Below are 20,403 nucleotides of genomic sequence, written 5' to 3' on the forward strand. Positions count from 1 at the left end.
TCACACGACCCTGCGGCCCCCGGCCCTCCCCGACCCCGATCACGGCAACCCCTGCACAACTCAGGCGTTGCAACAACCACTAGAACCCAAGCAGATTCCCTCGTGGTTCCCTTCACGGACTTGGCTGAGCGCTGCCTGCCAGTGAGGGATTTCCCTCCGCTTTCCCCGGCACTGTCGATCATCGCGGCGGGAGCGGTATGCAGGACGAAGCACAGAGGGGACGAGCATGCGCGAACGAAACCTGGTGCGGATGTCCGACGAGGGCGTCGCACCCGAGGGCGCCCGGCCGAGCTTCACGCTCGCCGAGGGGCTGGCCGACATCAAGCGGCGGCAGAACGCCAGCCAGGTCAAATACCGGGATGCGCGGTTCCTTTCCGCCACCGTGCCGGTGAACCGCGGCCAGTGCGATGCCCTGCTGCCCGCCGGGGTGCGGATGGGCGAGGACTCGACGGCGCTCGTGTTCGTCGCGGATTATCCGTGGACCAACTTCAACAGCGTCTACCGCGAAGCGGCGATCTTCCTCAACGTGCGGCACGGCCCGTTCCGCGCGGCGCACTGCCCGTGGATCGTCGTCGACGACGACACCGCGCTGATCGGCGGACGCGAAACTCTGGGCTTTCCCAAGAAAATCGCCGAGATCGACTGGGTCGAGGACGGCGACGAGGTCCGCGCGAGCGTACGCCGCCGCGGGGTCGAGCTGCTGCGCATGCACGGCACGCTGGGTGCGCCTGCGGTGTCACTGCCGCCGATTTTCAACCAGCCGTTCCGCAATGTGCTCGGGACGCTCGGGCTGTCCATCCCACGGCTGGTCACTTTCCAGACCACCGACGAACCACTCGAACTGCGCACCGCCGAGGTCGACCTGACCGTGGGCGGCTCGTTCACCGATCCGCTCGACACGATCATCGCCGGACCACCCGAGTCCGGGCATTTCCGGCGGGTGAACATGCGGGTCGGCCGCCTGCCGCTGCCGGTCGGGCTCGTGTCGCCCACGTTCCTCCTGCGCACGCATCCGCTGCGCGCCAGCTGAACCGTCCCGACGAAAGGGCCTCTCGCAGTGACGCACGACCTCCCGGGCACGATGCGTGCGGTCCGGTTCGACGCGGCGGCCAAAACCCTTGCCGTGCAGACGGTTCCGGTGCCGCGGCCGGGTCAAGGGGAGGTCGTGGTCAAGGTCGCCGCGTGCGGGATCTGCCAGTCGGACCTGAGCCAGCTCGACGGGCACATCCCGGCGCGGCTCCCGGTGATCACGCCAGGGCACGAGGCGGCCGGGACCGTCGCGGCGACCGGCGACGGCGTGGTCCATTGGAGACCCGGCGACCGGGTGGTGCTCGGCGCCGGCCGGGCGTGCGGGCGGTGTCCGGAATGCCGCGTCGGCGGGGGGACCAACACGTGTGAATCCCTTGAGGTGATGGCGTTCCACTACGACGGCGCGTGGGCCGAGTATGTACTGACCGACGCCGCGAGCCTGGCCGCCGTCCCGGAATCCGTACCGCTGGAACACGCCGCGGTGCTGGCGGATGCGGTGTCCACCCCGTACGGCGCGATCGACACCGCGCAGCTGCGCATCGGCGAGTCCGCGGGCATCTGGGGACTGGGCGGGCTGGGTACGCATTTGGTCCAGCTGGCGCGGATCTGCGGCGCCGCGCCCATCGTCGCGGTCGACCCCCTCCCGGCCGCCCGCGAACGCGCGCTGGCCCTCGGCGCCGACTTCGCCTTCGACCCGGCCGACGAGCGCACGCTCACCCGCATTGCGGAAGCAACCGGCGGCCTGCAGGTGGCGTTCGACTGCGTAGGCCGCGCGACGACGATGACCCAAGCCGACCGGGCCCTGGGCCCGCGCGGCCGCCTCGTGCTGGTCGGAATCACGCCGGACCCGGTGTCAGTCGGCCCGGAGATCCTGTTCGTCCGGAACCGGCACACAGTCGTCGGCCACACCGGGTACCGCATGCGGCACCTGGAAGAACTGGTGAAGCTGGTCGACCTGGGACGGCTGGACGTCTCGGGCTCGGTAAGCGCCGTGTTGCCGCTGGAGGAGGCCGAGGAGGGAGTCCGCCGCCTCCGCGACCACGACGGCAACCCGATCCGCATTCTCCTGCGTCCCTGAGCTGGCTTTGAACTCCGAAGTCATGACACACTGTCCGTATGTCGACTTCCTCCGGGGGTTCCCTTCGGGGGCTCCGCGAAGCGAACCGGGCTCGGGTGCTGCAGATTCTGCAAAGCGGGCCTCGGCCGCAGGTGCAGATTGCCGCTGAGGCGGGGGTCTCGCCGGCGACTGTCACCAGTCTCGTGCGTGAGCTGGTCGACAGTGGGCAGGTGGTGGTTGCGCCCGGGACTTCGTCGGGGCGGCGTGCGACCATCGTGTCGCTCGCGACGCAGCCGCCTGGGTCGTTCGTGGGCGTCAGTCTGCGGCGGGACGGCGTTGACGTCGCGGTCTGGGGCCGGGACGGGGCTCGGTTCGAAACTGCCACGTGGGTCGGTCTTCCCGAGCCGGACCAGCCGATTCGGGAGCGGATCGCCCGGTTTGTGGCGCGGCTGCTGCCGGAGCAGGCGATCGGGGCGACGGTCGCCGTACCGGCTGCGGTGCCGCTGGCGAGGCGGGAGACGATCGTTCTTCCGCCGGATTATCCGCTCGCCGAGTGGCTCGATGACGACGCGATGGTCCCCCTCGAGCAGGTGCTCGGCACGGCTGTCACGGAGAAGAACGACGCGAACCTCGCGGCGCTCGCCGAGCTGAGACTTGGGGCGGCGCAAGGGCTTTCGCATGCGTTGTACCTCGAACTCTCCGACGGCGTCGGCGGCGCGTTCATCCTGAACAATGAGATCTTCGAGGGCGACGGCGGAATGGCCGGGGAGCTCGGGCACCTGCAGGGTTCGGAGCACGGCCCGCGGTGCTGGTGCGGTAACCGGGGTTGCCTCGAACTCCTCGTGGGTGCGGACGCGCTGCTCCCCGGCCTGCGGGCGCTGCATCCGGGGGAGCAGATCACGCTGCGGACGCTCGCCGACGACGTCGCGGCCGGTCGGGACCTTGCCCGGCGGATTGCGGTCGAGGCCGGGCGCGATGCCGGGTACGGCGTGGCGCCGCTCGTCCAGGCGCTCAATCTCTCCACCGTCATCGTCGGCGGGCAGCTCGCTGCGTGTGGTGACCCGCTGCTGTCGTCGTTCACCGAAACGCTCAGTCATTTCTCGACGCTCGTCGGTCCCCGGGTCGAGACCCGGCTGGCGTCGCTCGGGGCTCCGGCGGTCGCGCTCGGGGCCGTCGTCGACGCGGCTGCTCGCACGGGATTGTATTCATTTTCTGAACTCAAACTCGGATAATCTCGCTTTTTAAATTCAAAGCTTGACTTTACGGCCGGTGGCGCCGTTCCATGGTCCTGCCCATCGTCGACGACGACGCAGGAGAATCCGATGACCACCGACCATCCCCCGGCGAGGGAACTCGCCCGGCCCCCGGCCGCCGAGGCGAGACCGCAGCGGCTCGCCGTCCAGTTCACGCTGCTGCTGCCCGCGACCGCGGCGATGTACTCCGTTTTCCAAGGGATGCAAGCGGTTCTGCTTCCCCAGCAGGTGGAACAGCTCGGTGGCGAAAACAAGGTCAGTGCGCTGGCGGTGCTCGCTGCGCTCGGCGCCCTCATCGCCACGGTGTTCGGGCCGATCGCCGGAGCGGTGTCGGATCGCACCCGCTCACGGTTCGGCCGGCGCGCGCCGTGGCTGCTCGTCACGCCGGTTCTCGCTGCGCTCGGGCTGCTTTTGCTTGCCGGGCAACGGCAATACTTCCTGCTCGGCGCGGTGTACTGCCTCGTGATGCTGGTGATGGGCTGCTACCAGGCGGTGATCACGGCCATCGTGCCGGACCGGGTACCGGTGGCGCGGCGGGGTGCGGCGTCCGCGGTGGTCGGCATTGCGCTGCCGGTCGGGGTGCTTTTCGGGGTCAACATGGTTTCGCGGGTGTTCACCACGCCGGTGGCCGGTTACGCCGTGCTGGGTGGCACGCTGGTGCTTTTCGCTTTGCTGTTCGTGTTTCTCACCAAAGATCAGCCCGTTCTCGTTGCGCCACCACGTCGGCGCGGGAACGCGGTCGCCACGTTTTTCTCATCATTCCGGGTCGCCGACTTCAGCTGGGCTTTCGCGGCCCGCGCGCTGTACATGTTCGGGTACTGGGGAATTGCGAGCTACCTGCTTTACACGCTGCAGGATTACGTAGTCAGGGACTCGATTCCCGGGGGCAATCCGGTCGCCGCGGTCGGCACGTTGACGTCGGTCGGCATGATCGCGTTGCTGATCGGGACCTTCCTGGGTGGCTGGCTTTCCGACCTGCTCGAGCGGCGCAAGGCAGTGGTGATTGCGTCGTCGCTCATCTGCGCGGTTGCGCTTGTCATCCCGCTGATGCAGCCGACGTTCACCGGGATGCTGGTCTTCGAGGCGATCAACGGCTTCGGATTCGGCGCTTACCTCGCCGCCGACACAGCGCTCATGACGCTCGTCCTCCCGGGTGCCGACGACAATGGCCGGGACCTGGGAATTCTCAACGTAGCCGCGACGATCCCGCAGGTACTCGCGCAATTCGTCGGCGCGCTGGTGATCACTTTTGCAGGTGGGTACCCGGCGTTGTTCGTGTTCTCGATCGTGTGCTCGATTCTCGGGGCCGCCGCGATCATTCCCATCAAATCAGTTCGCTGAAAGGCTTTCCATGAACGATGCGGTCGAGACCACCAGCGGAAGCGTGCGGGGGATTGCCGCCCCCGGGGTCACCGCATTTCTCGGAATCCCGTACGCCGATTCGTCTCGCTTTGCGCCACCGCGTCCGCGGAAGCCGTGGACCGGCACCCTCGACGCGACCGCGTTCGGCACGGCGAGTCCCCAGAACGATCCGCCGCCCGGAGCCGAGTACTACCAGGTCCTCCGGTTGTGCTATCCCGGCGTCCCGACCCCGCTCGAAGGACGGCCCAGCGGTGAGGATTGCCAGTACCTCAACGTGTGGACGCCAGGTCAGGGGAAACGGCCGGTGATGGTGTGGCTGCACGGCGGGGCGTTCGTGCACGGCACCGGCGCGGAGGGCTGGTTCCAGGGAGACCAGCTGGCCGCGCACGAGGACGTCGTGGTGGTCACCCTCAACCATCGGCTGGGACTGCTCGGATTCCTGGGTCCGGCCGACCACGAGGTGTCGGGAATTGCGGGGATGCTCGACATCGTCGAAGCACTTCGCTGGGTCCGGGACAACATTGCCGCTTTCGGTGGAGATCCGGGCAATGTCACGGTTTTCGGCCAATCCGGTGGTGGGGCGAAAGTCCTGGCCCTGCTTGCCATGCCCGCCGCGCAAGGCCTGTTCCATCGCGTAATTGTGCAAAGCGTTCCGACCGCCGATGCCGTGTCGCCGGAAGATGCCGCCCGGGTGCGGTGGGCGGTGGAAATGCTTTTGACCGCAGCAGGAACGAATCTGCACGACGCTCCGGTACCGGCGTTGCTGGCCGCGCAAAAGGCTGTGCTGCGCGAAAATGGGGTGCTCAGCCTCGGTCCGGTGCTGCATCCGGTGGAACTTCCGCAGCATCCGTTCCGCTGCAGCGCGCCGGAACAGGCGGCCACGATCCCCATGCTGATCGGCACGACAACCCACGAGTTCGCCTTGATGCTCGCGGAGAACAGTTGGTACCACCAGCTTTCCCGGGCCGATTTGCCCGCCCGTTTCGACACCCTGTTCCCGGAAAACGGCGACGGCGAACTCGACCGTTACTCGGCCCTCGAAGCCGGTGAACCGCCGCAGCTCGTCCTCGCCCGAGCCGCGTCGGACATCACCTTTCGCGCGGCCAGCGACCACGTCCGCGCCCGGAAAGCCGCGCAGAAGGCACCGGTTTACTCCTACCGCCTCGACTACCGCACCGAAGTCCTGAACGGAATCCTCGGTGCGCACCACAGCCTCGACCTCGCGCTCGTCTTCCGGAATGCCGACCGCGCCCCGATCACCGGGCAGCGGCCGGAACGGTTTGCCGTGTCTCGGATGATGAGTGCCGCCTGGGCGTCCTTTGCCCGCAGCGGAGCCGCGGAATGGCAACCGTTCACCGCCGAAGCCCCGGAACAAATGGTTTTCGACGCAGTCCCACAGCTCGAACTCGACGTTCCGGTGCAGCTGCCGGACAGCGCGCTCGCGATTTGAACTCAGGAGGTATGTCATGGAATTCGGCTTGCGCCCGCCACCGTTCCTGCCGCCGGTCGACCCGACCATCGACGCGGCCGGGGTCCGCCGTTACGACGGGAACACTTACGCCCAGACCACCGGTTATCGCCCGGTTCTCCTGGACGTGCACGTTCCGCCGTCTGCCGAACCCGTCGGCGCGGTCGTCTGGATCCACGGCGGGGCGTGGCTCGACGGAGACCGGCGTTACCCGCCGCCGACGGTCGATCCGGATGCGCTGTTCGGCGGAATCGTGCGTGCCGGACTGGCGCTCGTGCGGGTGGATTACCGGCACAGCCTCGAATCGCCATTCCCGGCGCAACTGCACGATGTCGAGGCGGCAATCCGGTACGTCCGCGAGTTCGCGGGTGAGTTCGGCATCGACCCGGCCCGGATCGGAGTCTGGGGTGAATCGGCCGGTGGGCACCTGGCGAGCTTGCTCGCCCTCGCCGACGGTCTCGAAGGAACAGTCGGCGTAACCGGACCGTCGAGTGACGTGTCCGCGGTGGTGAATTGGTACGGCGTCGCTGACGTTGCCGCGCTGCTGTCCCGGCTGCATTCCCCGGAACAGCCGGACCCGTGCGAAGCGCTGCTCGGGCCGCGACGGGACCAATGGCCGATGCTCGCCGCGGCCGCGAGCCCGATCAATTACCTCGACCGCGGCCGGGGACCGGTCATTCCGATGTTGATCCAGCACGGTACCGCCGATTCCGTTGTGCCTTTCGATCACAGTGAACGGCTGGCCAAGGCGTTGGCGGCGGCCGGGGTTCCGGTCACTTTCGTCCCGGTTCCCGAAGCTGATCATTGTTTCGCCGGGCATCCGGACGTACCGGAAATCGTCCAACGGGGGATTGCTTTCCTGCGTGAGCACCTCTCACCCTGCGCGCACGATTGATTCCGTTGCGCGACAAGGCCGGGTGATGGATGACGGGTGCGGTGCGAGCCGATGACGGCTTGGCAAACACGCGGCTTTCCGGCCGGTCCGGAGGTTACCGTTCCTGTCGTGCCGCTGAAAATGATCAAAGGTCGATTTCGGATTTCAGGTGCGTCCCCGGACGGGGATTCGGTCCGGTTCTACCCGGACCGGCTCGACGCGTTCCAGGTCGCCGGGCTGAAAGTGCGGACGAATTCCCAGGGCGGGGCGCAGTTGCGGCTCGACGGGATCGACGCGCTCGAAACGCACTACCGCCCGCGCGTCGCCGGGGCGGAGCTGTGGCGGCAACCGGCCGGGCTCGCCGATGCGGCGAGTGCGGAACTGTTGCGGTACCTGGGTTTCACGAAGGTCGAACGCGACGAGGGTGGCCGCGTCACCACGAGCACGCCCGGCGAAACGAGCGGGCACATCCTCACCCGGTTCGCGGACAAATACGGCCGCGCCGTCGCGTTCGCCTTCCCCGGCCAGCGCCCGGGGCGCTCCACCGACGGCGGCGACGTGCACCTGGACGTCAAGGCATTGACCGGGTCGGCGAACTACCGGCTCCTGGAAACCGGCCTCGCGTACCCGACGTTCTATTCCCTGCTGTACCCGGACATCCGGCAGGCCATGGCCGATGTTTCGGTCAAGGCCCGCAATTCCGGCAAAGGCGTGTGGGAACACGACGTCACCCTGAGCGGTTTCCGCTTGCGCAGCCGCACCCAGTTGCGCGACGACGTGGTCATCCTGCCCAAGCTGTTCCGCCGTTTGGTCGATTACCTCAGCCTCGACGAAACGGGTGGTGTGTCACTCGCCGGTTTCGCCCATTACATCGACACCCGCAACGATCGGCTGTTCACCATTTCCGACGGCCATGCGACGGAACTGCACACATTACTGTCGGTCCGCCGCCAGACGCTGAAGCTGACCACGCCCCCGGAGAACATCGTTTTCCAGGAATCTTGAGCCGAGTACATTCGCCCGCCAATCCGGCGGGATGTGCTTGTGCTGCACGGCAGGTACACCGTCGAGCAGTGCGAGTACCTCGGGTGGGGTGAGCGGAATCCGATCGACCGCACAGCCGGTCGCATCGGCGACCGCGCAGGCAATGGCGGCGGCCACATTCAAGATCGGTACCTCCCCGGCGCCTTTCACCCCGAGCGGCCCGATCGACGGCGCACCCTCGAACAGGTCCGCTGTCACCGCAACCGCGTCGGCCGCCAGCGGGACCCGGTAGGTCTCGAAACCGGACTGCGCGACCCGCCCGGAATCCTCGAACGTCACCGTCTCGTGCAGGGCGTAGCCGAGTCCCTGCACGACTCCACCCTGGATCTGGCTGCGGATCGCCCGCGGGTTGATCGCCCGGCCGACGTCCTGCACCACCCGGTAAGCGAGCACGTCCACCTGCCCGGTCTCCGGGTCGACCGCGACCGCGCAGTCGTGCACCGCGAACACCGGGATGTCGAGGGCGTCGATCATGTGCCCGGTGGCGCAGCCGGGAATCGCGGGCGTGCCGGGGCCGGTGAACGCGCCCGACCCGGAGATCGGTCCGGTCGTGGTTTGCGCGTGGGCGGCGACTTCGGCGAGGGTGACCGACCGGCCCGGTACCCCGGTGACGGAGATTCCGTCCCGGTCGATCACGATGTCGGCCGGGGCGGCTTCGAGCAGGTCAGCGGCGACCTCGGCGATCTTCTTCTTCGCATCGTCGCAGGCCGCGCTGCTTGCCGCGCCGAGGGAAACCGTGGTGCGGCCGCCGCCGACGCCCAGGTCGAAGCCTGCTGCATCGGTGTCGGCCGCGCGGACCACGACGTCCTCCGGGCGGATCCCCAGCGCCTCCGCGACCAGTTGCGGCAGTGCCTGCATGGTCGACCCGGACCCGATCTCAACCCCGGCTGTCACGAGCGTCGCGGACCCGTCGGGATTCACGTTGACGGTTGCGGCCGACGGGCCGACGAACACGAACCAGGTACCCACCACCGTCGCCCGGCCGACCAACGCACCCGGTGTTGGCTCAGTACGCAGCTCCGCCATTCGGTCCAGCATCGGGCCGAGGACGTCGCCCTCGAAAACCTGTCCAGTAGCGCCGAGATCCCCGTCGCCGAGCACTGCGCGGCGACGGAATTCGAAGCGGTCCATGCCGAGCGCGGCGCAGATCTCGTCGATGTGCCGTTCGAGCGCGAAGGTGTTGTAAGTGCCGTTGCAGGCGCGAAAGGCGCCGGTCGGGGCGGTGTTTGTGTACACCGCGCGGCTGACCAATCGGACAGAACCGAGCCGGTAATTGCCACCGAGGGTGTGTGCGGTCATCGTGGTGAGGAACGGTTGCTCACCGCCGTAAGCGCCGCAATCCATGAGCACCACGGCTTCGCGCGCGACGATCTCCCCTTCGCGCGTCACCGCCGAGCGCAGCCAGATGTCCGCGTTCTCCCGGAAAAGCGCGAGCCGCATTTCCTCGGCTCTGGTCAGGACGAGCCGCACCGGCCGGGCGGTGGCGCGCGCCAGCAGCGCGGCAATCGGCTCGACCGACGCCTCGAACTTCATCCCGAAACCGCCGCCGACCGCCGGTACCACCACGCGTACCTCAGACGGCCGAAGCCCCAGCAGCCGAGCGGTCGCGTTGCGGACCGCCCAAGGGTTCTGCGTCGACGTTTCCATGACCACGCGGCCGTTTTCTACCCAAGCGAGGCACGCCCGCGGTTCCAGCGGAGCCTGGTTCTGCCGTCCGCTGCGGTACGAGCTTTCCACCACCACAACGTCGTCCCGCACGAAGGCGGCGTCGGTGTCTCCGCGGACCACGGTGGCTTCCCAAGCGATGTTGCCGCCTCGCGCGCCGTCCTTGACCAGTTCTTCGTAGTCGCGCCAGCCGGGATGGATCTCTCTGGAACTGTCCGCAATAGACTGTTCCATCGTCAGGTTCGCAGGCAGCGGCTCGATCTCGACGACAATCGCGGCCGCGGCGGCTTCAGCCTGCTCCAGGGTTTCGGCGGCTACTGCGGCGAGCGGCTCACCGTGGTACCGGATGTCTCCGTCGGCGAAGAGTGGATGATCGGCGACGGCGATCCCATATCGGCCGGGTGCGTCAGCGGCAGTGACAATGCCGTGTACGCCCGGCATCTCTTGTGCGGCAGAGGTGTCCAGCCGGAGAATCCGGGCGGCCGCACAATCGGAGCGACGGATTGCCGCGTGTAGCATCCCGGGCTGCCGACGGTCCACAGTGAACTGGGTCCGGCCGCGCAGCTTGTCCTCGGCATCTCGGCGGGGTACATCACTGCCGATATTCATCGCGCCACCGCCTCGACGATCCGCTGGTATCCCGTGCAGCGGCAGATGTTCCCGCTCAGATGTGCTCGTACGTCCTCTTCGGACGGTTGCGGATTCTCCCGTAGCAAAGCAGTGAGTGAGATCGCCATCCCGGGAAAGCACATTCCACATTGGACAGCGTCGTTGTCCTTGAATGCTTGCTGTACCGGGGAGAGCGGAACGTAGCCCTCGATGGTCCGGACCTGCCGTCCGTCGAGGAGGCCGATCGGAACCTGGCAAGAGGGCACTGCGGCGTCGTCGACCTCGACCAAACATGCGCCGCAGAACCCTTCGCCGCAGACGAGTTTGGTGCCAGTCAAGGCAAGTTCGTCACGCAACACCGCACCCAGTGCGGTCATCGGCGGCGCATGCACCGTACGTTCGACGCCGTTCACGATCAGGCGCATGACACCGCCCGTCCTAACAGGACCGGAAGCACGCGTTCCCGGTACCAGCCAGGAGCATCGACGCCGTCGCGGCCACGCAGCCGACAGCCACGGGCAGCCTCGACCGCAGCCGCCGGATCGACCGGCTGCCCGACCAGCTGAGCCTCCACTTCGGACCACCGTCGCGCCACCGGCTCGACCGACCCGACCGCGACCCGGGCGTCCCGGACTATGCCGTCGTCCACCGTCAACGCAACGCTGACGATCGCCACCGGATAGTCCCCGGCCCGCCGCAGGGGGAGCCGAGCATGTCCGGACAGCCGGTTTCCGTTCGGTACCACCACCTCGGTCAGCAACCCGGGCGGCCGCTCGGCGAGGAAGTCCGCGAGCGGCAGTTCAGACCCGTTGAGCACGACCCGGGCGTCAAGACACAGCAGCGCAGGCACGAGGTCCGCCGCGGGAAAGCCGCGCGTGCACAGGTTTCCGCCCAGCGTCGCACGCTGCCGGACGCCCGGGTTGGCCGAATGCGCGGCGGCTTGGTGGAGCACGCGCAGGTCCGGGTCGTCGCGGGTGGCGGCAGCGAGCTCGGTGTGCGTCAATCCCGCGCCGAACGTTCGGGCGTCTCGGCGGCGGCCGGAGCCTCGCAGGAGTGGCCCCACCGACACGTACCCCGCGTGCCGCAACGGGCGCCGCATCAGCCAGGTCGCCCCGGCGAGTGGTGGGCAGTCGTCCGAGATCAGGGCCAGTGCTTCGGGCAGCGAGCCGGGCCGGTGCAGCTCCGGTGCGATTGTCATGTCGCCGGACCTCCTTCGCAGGCGAACGAAGTATCCGAGGCCGCGGCCGCCGGGCACCATGGTGCGATTCGCGCAGCGCCGTCGCCGGACTGCGCGATCCGGAGATCGGCGAACCACGCCGCCGGGACCGTAGACTCCGGCGATGGCGTGGACTCTCGCGGACCTGGTCAGCCAGGCTGACCTGGGCCTCGTGCTGCGTTCGGGCAACGAGGCGACGCCGGTGCGGTGGGCGCACGCGTGCGACCTGCCCGACCCGGCGCCCGCCGTCGATCGCGGCTGGCTCCTGCTCACCACCGGACTGGCGCTGTCCGCCGAGGACTGCCCGGCTTACGTCCAGCGCCTGGTCCGCGCGGGCGTCGTCGCGCTGGGCTTCGGGATCGGACCGGTGCACCCGGCGATTCCGGACGAGCTCGCCGCCGCCGCACACCGGTACGGGCTGCCGTTGCTCGAGATACCCGAACGCACGCGATTCAGCGACGTACTCCGCGTGCTGACGCAAGATCGGGTCCGGGCCGAGGAGCAGGGCCGGTTGCGAGTCGTGCTGGAACAACAACGGCAGCTGATCGACGCCGCTGAAGCCCGGCCGTCGCGCCGAGCGGTCGTCTCGCTGCTCTCGCGGCACCTCGGCGCATGGGCAATGGTGCTGACCCCGGACGGCCGGTTTCTCGTCGGCGCCCCGGAAACCGCGGCCCGGCATGCCGAACTCGTGGGCATGGAGCTGCGTGCGGGACCGGCCGGGCCGAGAGCGTTCGACGTCGCGGGCAAGCGGGTCACCCTGATGCCGTTCGGGGCCACCGAGCGGACCTGCGCGTGGCTCGCGGTGGGCCGGGCCGAGCCGTTGACCACGCTGGAGTCGGACCTGGTCGACACCGCGCTGACGCTGCTGCGGCTCGACAGCGCCCGCGCGATCGAACTGCTCGACGCCGAACGCCGGGAGCGGCGCATCGTGCTGGACCTGCTGCTGGCCGGCCGGGAGCTGCTCGCCGAGCGGGCGACCGACACGCTCGGCCTGCCGTTCCCCGACGGCGACCTGCGGGTGGCGCTGCTGCAGGAGGACGGCGACGGCCTCGCCCTGCTCGACCTCCTCGAAAACGACCGCAGCCTGCAGGTCGTGTCGGCGCTCGTGGCACCGGAACCTCGCGGGCGCGCGGCGGTCGTCGTACCCGATGTGCAGGGCATCCTCGACGTGCTGCACGGCGTCCTCAGCCAGGTCGCCGGTGGGCACGGGGTGGTCAGCGAGCCCATTGCGATCACCGGTGTCCCGCATGCCTGGCGGCGGCTCGGGATGCTGATCGACGCCGGTTCGTCCACCCGGTTGGCGGTGGCGAGCGACGTTGCGGCGGAGGGCGTGCTCGCGCATCTCGACAGCGCCGATGCCCGCGGCTGGGCCGACGCGTTGCTGAGCCCGCTCGACCAGAGCGGGCGGATCGATCTCATCGGGACCCTTCGGACCTACCTGGCGCACAACTGCAATGGCGAGTCCGCGGCCGCTGCGCTCGGCATCCATCGGCGTACCCTGGGTTACCGGCTCGACCGCGCGGAGGAAGCGCTCGCCCGGTCGCTCACCGACCCGGCTTTACGCGCTGAGCTGTGGATTGCCTTGCGCCTGCGCGATCTTGGCTGACTGTCTTCTCGCCACTGTGCGCAGAAGCGGGTCGCCGATGCGCCACAACGCGCACTACTGCAGGCGTGCGGCGCCGCTCACACTTCCAACTCATCGCGCCCCCTTCCGACGAGTTGCGAGGATCCCCATGCCGATCTCTCAAAAGCCGGCCCCGCTCGACGTCAGTTTCGCCGACGATCCGAGGGTGGTCCGCGCGGCGGCCACCGAGGACTATTCGACCCACGTCGTACCCCGGTCCTGGCGGTCCGGCCGCTGGTCGCTCGCCTCGGCGTGGTGGGCGCTCTTCTCCGCCATGTTCTGGCTCTACCTGGCGGTCGCGTCGGCCGACGCGGTCGGCACACCGAACACGCTCGTCGCAATGGCGCTCAGCGTAGCCACGTACGGCGGTATCAACCTGGTGCTGAGCCGGTACGCCGCGAAGACCGGGCTCACGGTTGCGCTGCTGTCGCGACGGCTGTTCGGCCTTCTCGGCTCCGCACTCGCACCGTTGATCCTTGCCGCGACGGCGATCTACTACGGCGTCTTCGAAGGCTCCATTGTGGCCACTGCGTTCCAGAAGTACTTCGGCGGCGACCTTCGGCTCTGGTACCTCGCAGTGGTCCTGTACGCGCTTCCGCTCGTGATCGGCGGCGTACGCATGTGGCTGGACAAGCTGAACGGCATTCTCCTGCCGTTCTACGCCGTGGGTCTGGTTGCCGTCGTCGTCGCCGCGACCGTGAAGCAGGGGTACCCGGGTAACTGGCTGTCGTCGGCAACCTCGGCGAGCCCGCTGCCCGGCTGGCTTACGGCGTACCTGATCTATATGGGCGTGTGGATCATGATGATGTACACAGTGGACTACGCGCGGTTCGGCAAGGAGCGTGACGCGTCCTTCCACGGCACGGTCACCTTCGGCTGGGTGTTCTACTTCTTCACCTTCGCGATCAACGGGGTCGTCGGGATCTACCTGCTGCGGGCCTGGCACATCGCCGGATCGGAAACCGGGGTCGTCGACGCGTTCGTGAACTCGCTGGGGTTCGCCGGGGTGCTGGTGATCTTCGTGTCGCAGACCCGGATCAACACGGCCAACTACTACCTCGCGTCCACCAACCTCGAAGCGTTCGCCGCCAGGGTGTTCCGGATCCGCCCGCCGCGGATCGTGTGGGTGCTGGTGGCCGGTGTGATCGCGTATCTGTTCATGCTCACCGACGTGCTCAGCTACCTGCTGATCGCCTTGGCGTGGCAGGGAGTGTTCGTCACCGCGTGGATTGCGATCGCGCTCGTGCACATCGCGACGCACCGCACCGGGCAGCCGGAGTTCCGGCCGGGCCGGCTTCGTCCGCTCACCGCTGGTGCCGGGGTGTGGGTCGTCGCGTCGGCGATCGGGATCGTGCTGACCGTGCAGAACTCGGTAGCGGTGCTCTCGCAGCTGGCGCCGCTGGTCACGGTCGCCCTCGCGGCAGCCGGGTACTACCTGGCGGTGCGCTTCGGGCGGACCCCGGTGCTCGCCCGCGGCGACGACCCCCGCACCGAGGTCGACGACCCGTGGGAGGCGCGAATCCGGTGTCACGCCTGCGACCTGTCCTATATTGCGGTGGAGATGGACCGCGATCCGGCGGCCGGCGGCGCGGCGATCTGCTCGGCGTGTGCCGCCGAGTCCCCGGGGATGCTCCGGGCAGCACGGGAGGAGGCCAGGATGACGGGGGACGGGCAGTCTTGAGCGGAATCGTCGCCCATCGCCTTGCGACGGACGGGCATCCGGCGGTCACCTACCGCAGCGCCGGTGACCGCTGCCTGCTCATCGAGTACGGCGAAATCGCGCTCGACCTCGAACTGAGCTTCTTCACGATCGCCATGCGGGCAGCGCTGGCCGAACACCTGCCCGCCGGGGTCGTCGAGGTCGCGCCGGGGTTCCGGTCGCTGCTGGTGAGTTACTCGCCGTCGGTGCTGAGCCGCAAGGCACTGGTCGGCGCCCTCGACGAACTGCACGACGCGCAGCAGCCGGTGCGGTCGCTGGCGCTGCCGAGCCGGTGCCTCAGCCTGCCGATCGCGTTCGACGATTCGGCCAGCCGGGAGGCCGCGCAGCGGTACGCCGCGGTCACCCGGCCGGACGCGCCGAACGTGCGGGATGGGTCCAACATCGGGTACCTGGTGGAGTACAACGGGCTCGACGGGCCGGAAGCGCTCTACGAAACGGTGCTCGGGACGGCCTGGTGGACTGCGTACACGGGGTTCTTTCCCGGCCTGCCGTTCCTGTACCCGCTCGACCCGCGGCACGCGATCACCGCGCCGCGGTACAACCCGACGCGCCGGTGGACGGCCGCCGGTACCGTCGGCATCGGCGGGCCTTGTGTGGCGGTGTATCCGGTCGAATCCGGTGGGAGTTATCAGCTTTTCGGCCGCACCGTGCCGATCTACGACCACCTCGCCCGCCACGACGCATTCGCCGACGACCCGCTGCTCCTCCGGCCGGGCGACCGCATCCGGTTCGAGCGGGTCACGGAGGACGAGCTGATGCATGCGCGCCGGGAGGTGCTGGAGAACCGGTACGCCTATTCGGTCAGCGATGAGGTGTTTGTGGTTGCTGATCATCTTGACCGGGTTGCGCTGGTGGCGGAGGAGGCAGCGCGGTTGCGGGCGGTTCGGGAGGCGGCGGCGTTGCGGACGGTGGTGCCGTGATGGTGCTGGAGGTGCTGACCCCGGGTTTGGAGACGACGATCCAGGATTGGCCGGGCCGGATCGGGGTGCAGTCGCGGGGATTCTTCCCGTCCGGTCCGGCCGACGACCTGGCTTTCCGGATGGCGAACGCGTTGGTGGCCAACGAACCGTCGGCGGCGGCGCTTGAGATCACCATGGGCCGTTGCGAGTTCCGGGTCCTCGCTGACGTCGTCGTGGCGGTCACCGGGGCGGCGGGGGCGGTGGTGAAATGCGACGGCCGTCCGGTGCCGATGTGGCAGACGGTCCGCTTGCCGTCCGGGGCGGTGCTCGAGTTTCCGAACGTCAAGGGGCCCGGGTGTCGCCTGTACCTGGCGATTGCCGGGGGCATCGACGTTCCCCTCGTGATGGGTTCGCGTGCCACGTACACCGCGGGTGGCATCGGCGGGATCGAGGGCCGCCGTCTGATTCGGGGGGATGTGATCCGCCGGTTCCGGCCGCCGGACATCCCCGCCCGGCGAGTTCCGCAGGACCTGCGTCCGGTGTTCACCGACACCTGGGAAGTGGAGGTGATGCGCGGCCCGCACGCCGACGAAACCCTGCTGACCGACGGGGATTGGCACGACTTCGTCACCCGCCGCTGGAAAGTGGACCTCAGCTCGGACCGCAGCGGCGTCCGGCTGAACCCGCACCGGTTCCGCTGGGCCCGGCCGACCGGCGGGGTCGCCGGGGCGCATCCGTCGAACATCCTCGACGGCCAGTTCCCCCTCGGCGGGATTGCCGCGCACGGAGACGTGCTGGTGATTCTGGGTCCGGAAGGCCCGACTTCCGACGGGTTCTGCGTGATTGCCACGGTCGTCAGTGCGGCGCGGTGGAAATCGGGGCAGGCTCGTCCGGGTCGGGATGAGGTCCGGTTTCGGGAGGTCTCGCTGGAGGAAGCCCTGCAGCTGGCCGAACGGACGGATTACGCCACCGATGCCGCGCACTACGAAACTCTCCCGGAGCATTACTGAACCGGTCGCGTGGCTTCCTCCAGTGACACCAGCACCGACCGGTACGGGCGCCCGGTTGCGCTGGTCAGGGCCATTTCGCAGGTACGGTTGGCGGAGAGATACCGGTCGTACGACGCCGCCTTGACCTCGGCGGCCTCCGCGGCGGTCGCCGACGCCGTCAGTTCCGGGTGCAGCAATCCGCGGTCTCCGGCGAACGCGCAGCAGCGCCAGTTGTCCGGGATTTCCACCGTGTCCGCGAAACATTCGGCGAGTTTGCGCAGCGTGTCCACCGCGCCGAGGTGGACCAGCGAGCACGTCGGATGCAGGACGACCCGCTGGAACGGGCGGGTGATTTCCAGCCTCGGCACGAGTTCGGAGTAGGCGAACTGCACCGAATCCAGCACCCGGACAGCACTACCGAGATCGGCCAAGCCGTGGGTGCACGAGGACGCGTCCATCACCGCCGGGAGCTTGCCGTCGTCGGTCCAGGTCTGCAGGCGGCGCCTCATTCGCTCCGCCATTGCCCGGTGACCGGACTCCATTCCCTTGGAATGCCACGGCGTCCCGCAGCAGGAACCGGCCAGGTCGTCCGGGATGCGGACCGGCACCCGAGCCCGTTCGCACAACGTGAGGAACGCGTCGACCACTGACGGCTCATGCGGGGTGTCGGGGCCGAACATCGCGTTCACGCAAGCGGGGAAGTACACCGCGCGGGCGTCGGGTGGGTTCCGGCCGCTGGGGTATTTCGCTGCGGCGGTGGGCATTGTGGACGTCCACTGTGGAATGGGTCCGAGGACGGCGCGGCCTGCTCGGGTGAGGGCTTCGGTCGAGCCTCCCAGCAGGTGTCCGGTGCGGATTCCGGTGCGCGCGGCGGCGGTCACGCCACTCCAGCCGCTGGCGAATCCCCGCCACGCGGCCTTCGCGGGTTGCGAAGCCGACTCCGCGCGCAGTTGCCGCACCAGGTCACCGGTGTTGATGTCGACCGGACAAGCCTGCTGGCACATTCCGTCCACGGCGCAGGTTTGCAGGCCTTCGTACTGGTAATCGGCAAGCAGTTCATCCGACTGCCGTCGCTCGAGCTCGCGGTGGACGACAATCCGTTGCCGCGGCGTGAGGGTGAGATCCGCGCTCGGGCAGACGGGTTCGCAGTACCCGCATTCGATGCAGCGGTCCACGACCTCGTCGACGGTCGTCGTGGTTTTGAGATCTCGCAGGTGGGCTTGCGGATCGTCGTTGAGGATGACCCCGGGATTGAGCACGCCGTCCGGGTCGAAGAGCTGTTTCACGCGCCGCATCACGCTGGTGAGACCGGCGCCCCACTGGCGTTCGAGGAACGGCGCCATGTTGCGGCCGGTACCGTGCTCGGCTTTGAGGGAACCGTCGAGCCCGAGCACCAGGTCGACCACGTCGTCGGTGAGATTCGCGTACTGCTGCACGGCAGTGTCGGTGCGGAAATCCTGGTTCACCAGGAAGTGGATGTTCCCGTCCTTCACGTGCCCGAAGATGATCCCGTCGTACCCGTGCCGGTCGAACAGGCCGGTGAGCTCATCGCACAAAACCGAGGTCGACCCGGTGGGCACGACGACGTCTTCGAGCACCGGCGTGGTGCCGGTCGGCCGGGGACCGGCGACGGCGGTGTACAGCCCGGAGCGCATCTGCCACAGCCGATCGTGCCCGGCGCGGCTCGCGTCCAGCGCGGCCGGGGTGGACAGCGGCAGCCCGGCGAGTGCTTTTTCCGCCTGGAGAAGCGTTTCGCGCAGGGATTCGTCGTCAGTGGTGCCCCATTCGGCGAGCAACCCGGCGGTGGCCGGGCCGACCGTCTCCCGCGCCAGCACCGGATCGGACATCCCGGCGGCAACGCGCAGGGAAGCGTTGTCGAGGAGTTCGAGCGCGACCGCGCCGGAGTCGCGCAAGGCGTCCAGCGCGGCGCAGGCTCGGCCCAGGTCAGGGAAAAGCAGAAGCCCGGTGGCGGTTTTGGGCAGGATCGGGACCGTGCGGAAGGTCCCTTCAGTAATGAACCCCAGCGTACCCTCCGACCCGACGAGCAGGTGCGCCAGCAGCTCAGCCGGACGTTCGTGGTCCAGGAACGCATTGAGGCTGTACCCGAGAGTGTTCTTCATCGAGAACTGGTGGCGGATCTTCCGGACAAACCCAGCGTTGTCGAGGATTTCCCTACGCAGCAGGACAAGCCCGTCGTGCAACGCGCGTTCCCGGGTGTACAACTGGTGGTCCGCGTCCGGATCGCCGGTGTCGACGACCGTACCCGACGGCAGCACGACGACGAGCGACTCCAACGTCCGGTAAGCGTTCGCGACGATGCCGCAGCTCTTCCCGCTGGAGTTGTTGGCCACCATCCCGCCGATCGTGCACGCCACCGCACTCGACGGGTCCGGCCCGAGCTGCCTGCCGTACGGCTTCAACCGCGCGTTGACCTGCGCGATCGTGAGCCCAGGTTGGACTCGCACGCGTGCCCCGCCGTCCAGTACCTCGCAGTCTCGCCAATGCCGTTTGACCTCGACGAGCACGCCGTCCGAAACTGCTTGCCCGGCAAGGGAACTTCCACCGGCCCGGAACACCAGTGGGACGCCGAGCCGAGAACCGGTACGCATCAGCTTCGCCACCTCGTCCGCGCCGGACGCGTGGACCACGGCCTGGGGGAGGAGGTGGTAGAAACTCGCGTCGGCGGCGAACGCGACCCGGTCGATCTCCCGCGAACGCACCCGCGACGGATCGGCAACGCAGGACCGGAGTTCGTCGTCGAGCGTGGTCATGAGTTCTTTCCGTTGACGCGGACCAGCCGGGTCGACGGGGCGGAGAAGTCGTAGGCGGCGCCCTGCAGGTCGGCGGCGTTGATCCGCAGCTGCAGCTCGATGGCGTCCGGTCGCAGGTACAGGTTCGTGCATTCGAGCATCGCGTCGTCCCGGTCGAAAGTGGTGCGCTGCAACACCAGCAGCGGTGAACCCAGTGGCGCGTCGAGTGCTTCGAGGTCTTCGGTGACCGCCAAGCTGCGCACGATCACGTCCGCGTGGTGCGGTTCGCGGCCCAGCTTGTTCTGGATCACCTGGTAAACCGGGTGATCCTCGAGGTCGGCGCGCGTGATGAGCAGGCCGAGCTGCTTGGGCACGAAGATGTCCGCAATGGACGTGGGGACCCCGTCCGCGCGGTAGAGCCGCCGGACGTGCAGTGCTTCCTGGTCGGTCTCCGCAATCGGCTCGGGAAGCCGGGCCGAATCGCTGACCCACTCGTGGATCAGCAGCTTTCCCTCGGGCTCCTGCCCGGCCTCGGTGAAGATCGTGACGAACGGGCGCAGCTGGTCGAGGCCGTGTACCAGGCGGTTGTGCCGGACGAAGGTGCCCTTGCCGCGCCTGCGGGTCAGCAACCCCTCGTCGACCAGGGTGTCGAGCGCGCGGCGGACGGTCGCGCGGCTGATCCCGTGCTCGGTCATCAGCTCCATTTCGGTGGGCAGCTGCCCACCCGGCCCGAGCTCCGCCGCGAGTGCGCGCAAACGCATGGAGAGCTGCTGGTGCACGGGTTCGGCGGACGCTCTCGTCAGTGCGTCCGCGGGATCTGGCCTCGTCACTCGGTCACCCCTAG

General features: G+C 68.5%; 16 protein-coding genes. 11 read left to right on the top strand and 5 right to left on the bottom strand.

Going from position 1 to position 20,403, the window contains the following annotated elements; genetic code table 11:
- Nucleotides 1-226: 226 nt before the first annotated feature.
- From OO71_RS38260 to OO71_RS38290, 7 genes are all read left to right on the top strand, one after another.
- Nucleotides 227-1,030 (top strand): acetoacetate decarboxylase family protein, encoded by an 804-nt coding sequence (locus tag OO71_RS38260; RefSeq protein WP_051792758.1) that lies wholly within the window; start codon nucleotides 227-229, stop codon nucleotides 1,028-1,030.
- 27 nt (nucleotides 1,031-1,057) lie between these two features.
- A complete protein-coding gene (locus OO71_RS38265; protein WP_245633913.1) occupies nucleotides 1,058-2,107 on the top strand; it encodes a zinc-binding dehydrogenase in 1,050 nt (349 codons plus the stop codon).
- A 38-nt stretch (nucleotides 2,108-2,145) separates the two neighbouring features.
- Nucleotides 2,146-3,318: an ROK family transcriptional regulator gene (locus OO71_RS38270; RefSeq protein WP_084145567.1), complete on the top strand. Its 1,173-nt coding sequence runs from the start codon at nucleotides 2,146-2,148 to the stop codon at nucleotides 3,316-3,318.
- Between the two features lie 90 nt (nucleotides 3,319-3,408).
- Nucleotides 3,409-4,680 carry an MFS transporter gene (locus tag OO71_RS38275; RefSeq protein WP_033294934.1) on the top strand — a complete coding sequence of 424 codons (1,272 nt, stop codon included), beginning with the start codon at nucleotides 3,409-3,411 and terminating at the stop codon, nucleotides 4,678-4,680.
- A 10-nt stretch (nucleotides 4,681-4,690) separates the two neighbouring features.
- A complete protein-coding gene (locus OO71_RS38280) occupies nucleotides 4,691-6,151 on the top strand; it encodes a carboxylesterase/lipase family protein (RefSeq protein ID WP_051792760.1) in 1,461 nt (486 codons plus the stop codon).
- A gap of 16 nt (nucleotides 6,152-6,167) precedes the next feature.
- Nucleotides 6,168-7,064 (top strand): alpha/beta hydrolase, encoded by an 897-nt coding sequence (locus OO71_RS38285; RefSeq protein WP_033294935.1) that lies wholly within the window; start codon nucleotides 6,168-6,170, stop codon nucleotides 7,062-7,064.
- 108 nt (nucleotides 7,065-7,172) lie between these two features.
- A complete protein-coding gene (locus OO71_RS38290; protein ID WP_033294936.1) occupies nucleotides 7,173-8,048 on the top strand; it encodes a thermonuclease family protein in 876 nt (291 codons plus the stop codon).
- Here OO71_RS38290 and OO71_RS38295 read toward each other — a convergent pair.
- Genes OO71_RS38295 through OO71_RS38305 form a run of 3 tightly spaced genes read right to left on the bottom strand, consistent with a single transcriptional unit; the run spans nucleotide 7,977 to nucleotide 11,559 of the window.
- A complete protein-coding gene (locus OO71_RS38295) occupies nucleotides 7,977-10,361 on the bottom strand; it encodes a xanthine dehydrogenase family protein molybdopterin-binding subunit (protein WP_084145568.1) in 2,385 nt (794 codons plus the stop codon). The two genes, OO71_RS38290 and OO71_RS38295, sit on opposite strands and share 72 nt — an antisense overlap.
- The gene (locus tag OO71_RS38300) at nucleotides 10,358-10,786 is read right to left on the bottom strand and encodes a (2Fe-2S)-binding protein (protein ID WP_033294937.1); all 429 of its coding nucleotides are present in this window, start codon (nucleotides 10,784-10,786) and stop codon (nucleotides 10,358-10,360) included. The genes OO71_RS38295 and OO71_RS38300 overlap by 4 nt, the downstream gene beginning before the upstream one ends.
- On the bottom strand, nucleotides 10,777-11,559 hold the full coding sequence (locus OO71_RS38305) for an FAD binding domain-containing protein (protein ID WP_033294938.1): 783 nt from the start codon (nucleotides 11,557-11,559) through the stop codon (nucleotides 10,777-10,779). The genes OO71_RS38300 and OO71_RS38305 overlap by 10 nt, the downstream gene beginning before the upstream one ends.
- A 142-nt stretch (nucleotides 11,560-11,701) precedes the next feature.
- Here OO71_RS38305 and OO71_RS38310 point away from each other — a divergent pair, with 142 nt between their 5' ends.
- The 4 genes from OO71_RS38310 to OO71_RS38325 all read left to right on the top strand — a co-directional run bounded on the left by OO71_RS38310 (nucleotide 11,702) and on the right by OO71_RS38325 (nucleotide 16,830).
- Nucleotides 11,702-13,183: a PucR family transcriptional regulator gene (locus OO71_RS38310; RefSeq protein ID WP_033294939.1), complete on the top strand. Its 1,482-nt coding sequence runs from the start codon at nucleotides 11,702-11,704 to the stop codon at nucleotides 13,181-13,183.
- Nucleotides 13,184-13,310: 127 nt separating this feature from the next.
- Nucleotides 13,311-14,882, top strand: coding sequence for a purine-cytosine permease family protein (locus OO71_RS38315; RefSeq protein ID WP_033294940.1), 1,572 nt, complete (start codon nucleotides 13,311-13,313; stop codon nucleotides 14,880-14,882).
- On the top strand, nucleotides 14,879-15,841 hold the full coding sequence (locus OO71_RS38320) for a carboxyltransferase domain-containing protein (protein WP_051792762.1): 963 nt from the start codon (nucleotides 14,879-14,881) through the stop codon (nucleotides 15,839-15,841). Before OO71_RS38315 ends, OO71_RS38320 begins: the two co-directional genes overlap by 4 nt.
- On the top strand, nucleotides 15,841-16,830 hold the full coding sequence (locus OO71_RS38325; RefSeq protein ID WP_051792765.1) for an acetyl-CoA carboxylase biotin carboxylase subunit family protein: 990 nt from the start codon (nucleotides 15,841-15,843) through the stop codon (nucleotides 16,828-16,830). The genes OO71_RS38320 and OO71_RS38325 overlap by 1 nt, the downstream gene beginning before the upstream one ends.
- On the opposite strand, the gene OO71_RS38330 is transcribed toward OO71_RS38325, so the two are convergent.
- Both OO71_RS38330 and OO71_RS47960 read right to left on the bottom strand, forming a co-directional pair.
- Entirely contained in the window at nucleotides 16,824-19,580 is a 2,757-nt protein-coding gene (locus OO71_RS38330) for an FAD-binding and (Fe-S)-binding domain-containing protein (RefSeq protein WP_033294941.1), read from the bottom strand. The genes OO71_RS38325 and OO71_RS38330 overlap by 7 nt on opposite strands.
- Complete coding sequence (locus tag OO71_RS47960) at nucleotides 19,577-20,389, bottom strand: GntR family transcriptional regulator (RefSeq protein ID WP_162186165.1); 813 nt, start codon at nucleotides 20,387-20,389, stop codon at nucleotides 19,577-19,579. The genes OO71_RS38330 and OO71_RS47960 overlap by 4 nt, the downstream gene beginning before the upstream one ends.
- Nucleotides 20,390-20,403 lie beyond the last annotated feature (14 nt).

Source organism: Amycolatopsis jejuensis (genome assembly GCF_000717335.1).
Classification (GTDB): domain Bacteria; phylum Actinomycetota; class Actinomycetes; order Mycobacteriales; family Pseudonocardiaceae; genus Amycolatopsis; species Amycolatopsis jejuensis.

Excerpts from the sequence above, each read along its gene's own strand:
- OO71_RS38260 (WP_051792758.1), top strand. The coding sequence starts at position 227 with ATGCGCGAACGAAACCTGGTGCGGATGTCCGACGAGGGCGTCGCACCC.
- OO71_RS38270 (WP_084145567.1), top strand. The coding sequence starts at position 2,146 with ATGTCGACTTCCTCCGGGGGTTCCCTTCGGGGGCTCCGCGAAGCGAAC.
- OO71_RS38275 (WP_033294934.1), top strand. The coding sequence starts at position 3,409 with ATGACCACCGACCATCCCCCGGCGAGGGAACTCGCCCGGCCCCCGGCC.
- OO71_RS38280 (WP_051792760.1), top strand. The coding sequence starts at position 4,691 with ATGAACGATGCGGTCGAGACCACCAGCGGAAGCGTGCGGGGGATTGCC.
- OO71_RS38285 (WP_033294935.1), top strand. The coding sequence starts at position 6,168 with ATGGAATTCGGCTTGCGCCCGCCACCGTTCCTGCCGCCGGTCGACCCG.
- OO71_RS38295 (WP_084145568.1), bottom strand. The coding sequence starts at position 10,361 with ATGAATATCGGCAGTGATGTACCCCGCCGAGATGCCGAGGACAAGCTG.
- OO71_RS38300 (WP_033294937.1), bottom strand. The coding sequence starts at position 10,786 with ATGCGCCTGATCGTGAACGGCGTCGAACGTACGGTGCATGCGCCGCCG.
- OO71_RS38305 (WP_033294938.1), bottom strand. The coding sequence starts at position 11,559 with ATGACAATCGCACCGGAGCTGCACCGGCCCGGCTCGCTGCCCGAAGCA.
- OO71_RS38310 (WP_033294939.1), top strand. The coding sequence starts at position 11,702 with ATGGCGTGGACTCTCGCGGACCTGGTCAGCCAGGCTGACCTGGGCCTC.
- OO71_RS38315 (WP_033294940.1), top strand. The coding sequence starts at position 13,311 with ATGCCGATCTCTCAAAAGCCGGCCCCGCTCGACGTCAGTTTCGCCGAC.
- OO71_RS38325 (WP_051792765.1), top strand. The coding sequence starts at position 15,841 with ATGGTGCTGGAGGTGCTGACCCCGGGTTTGGAGACGACGATCCAGGAT.
- OO71_RS38330 (WP_033294941.1), bottom strand. The coding sequence starts at position 19,580 with ATGACCACGCTCGACGACGAACTCCGGTCCTGCGTTGCCGATCCGTCG.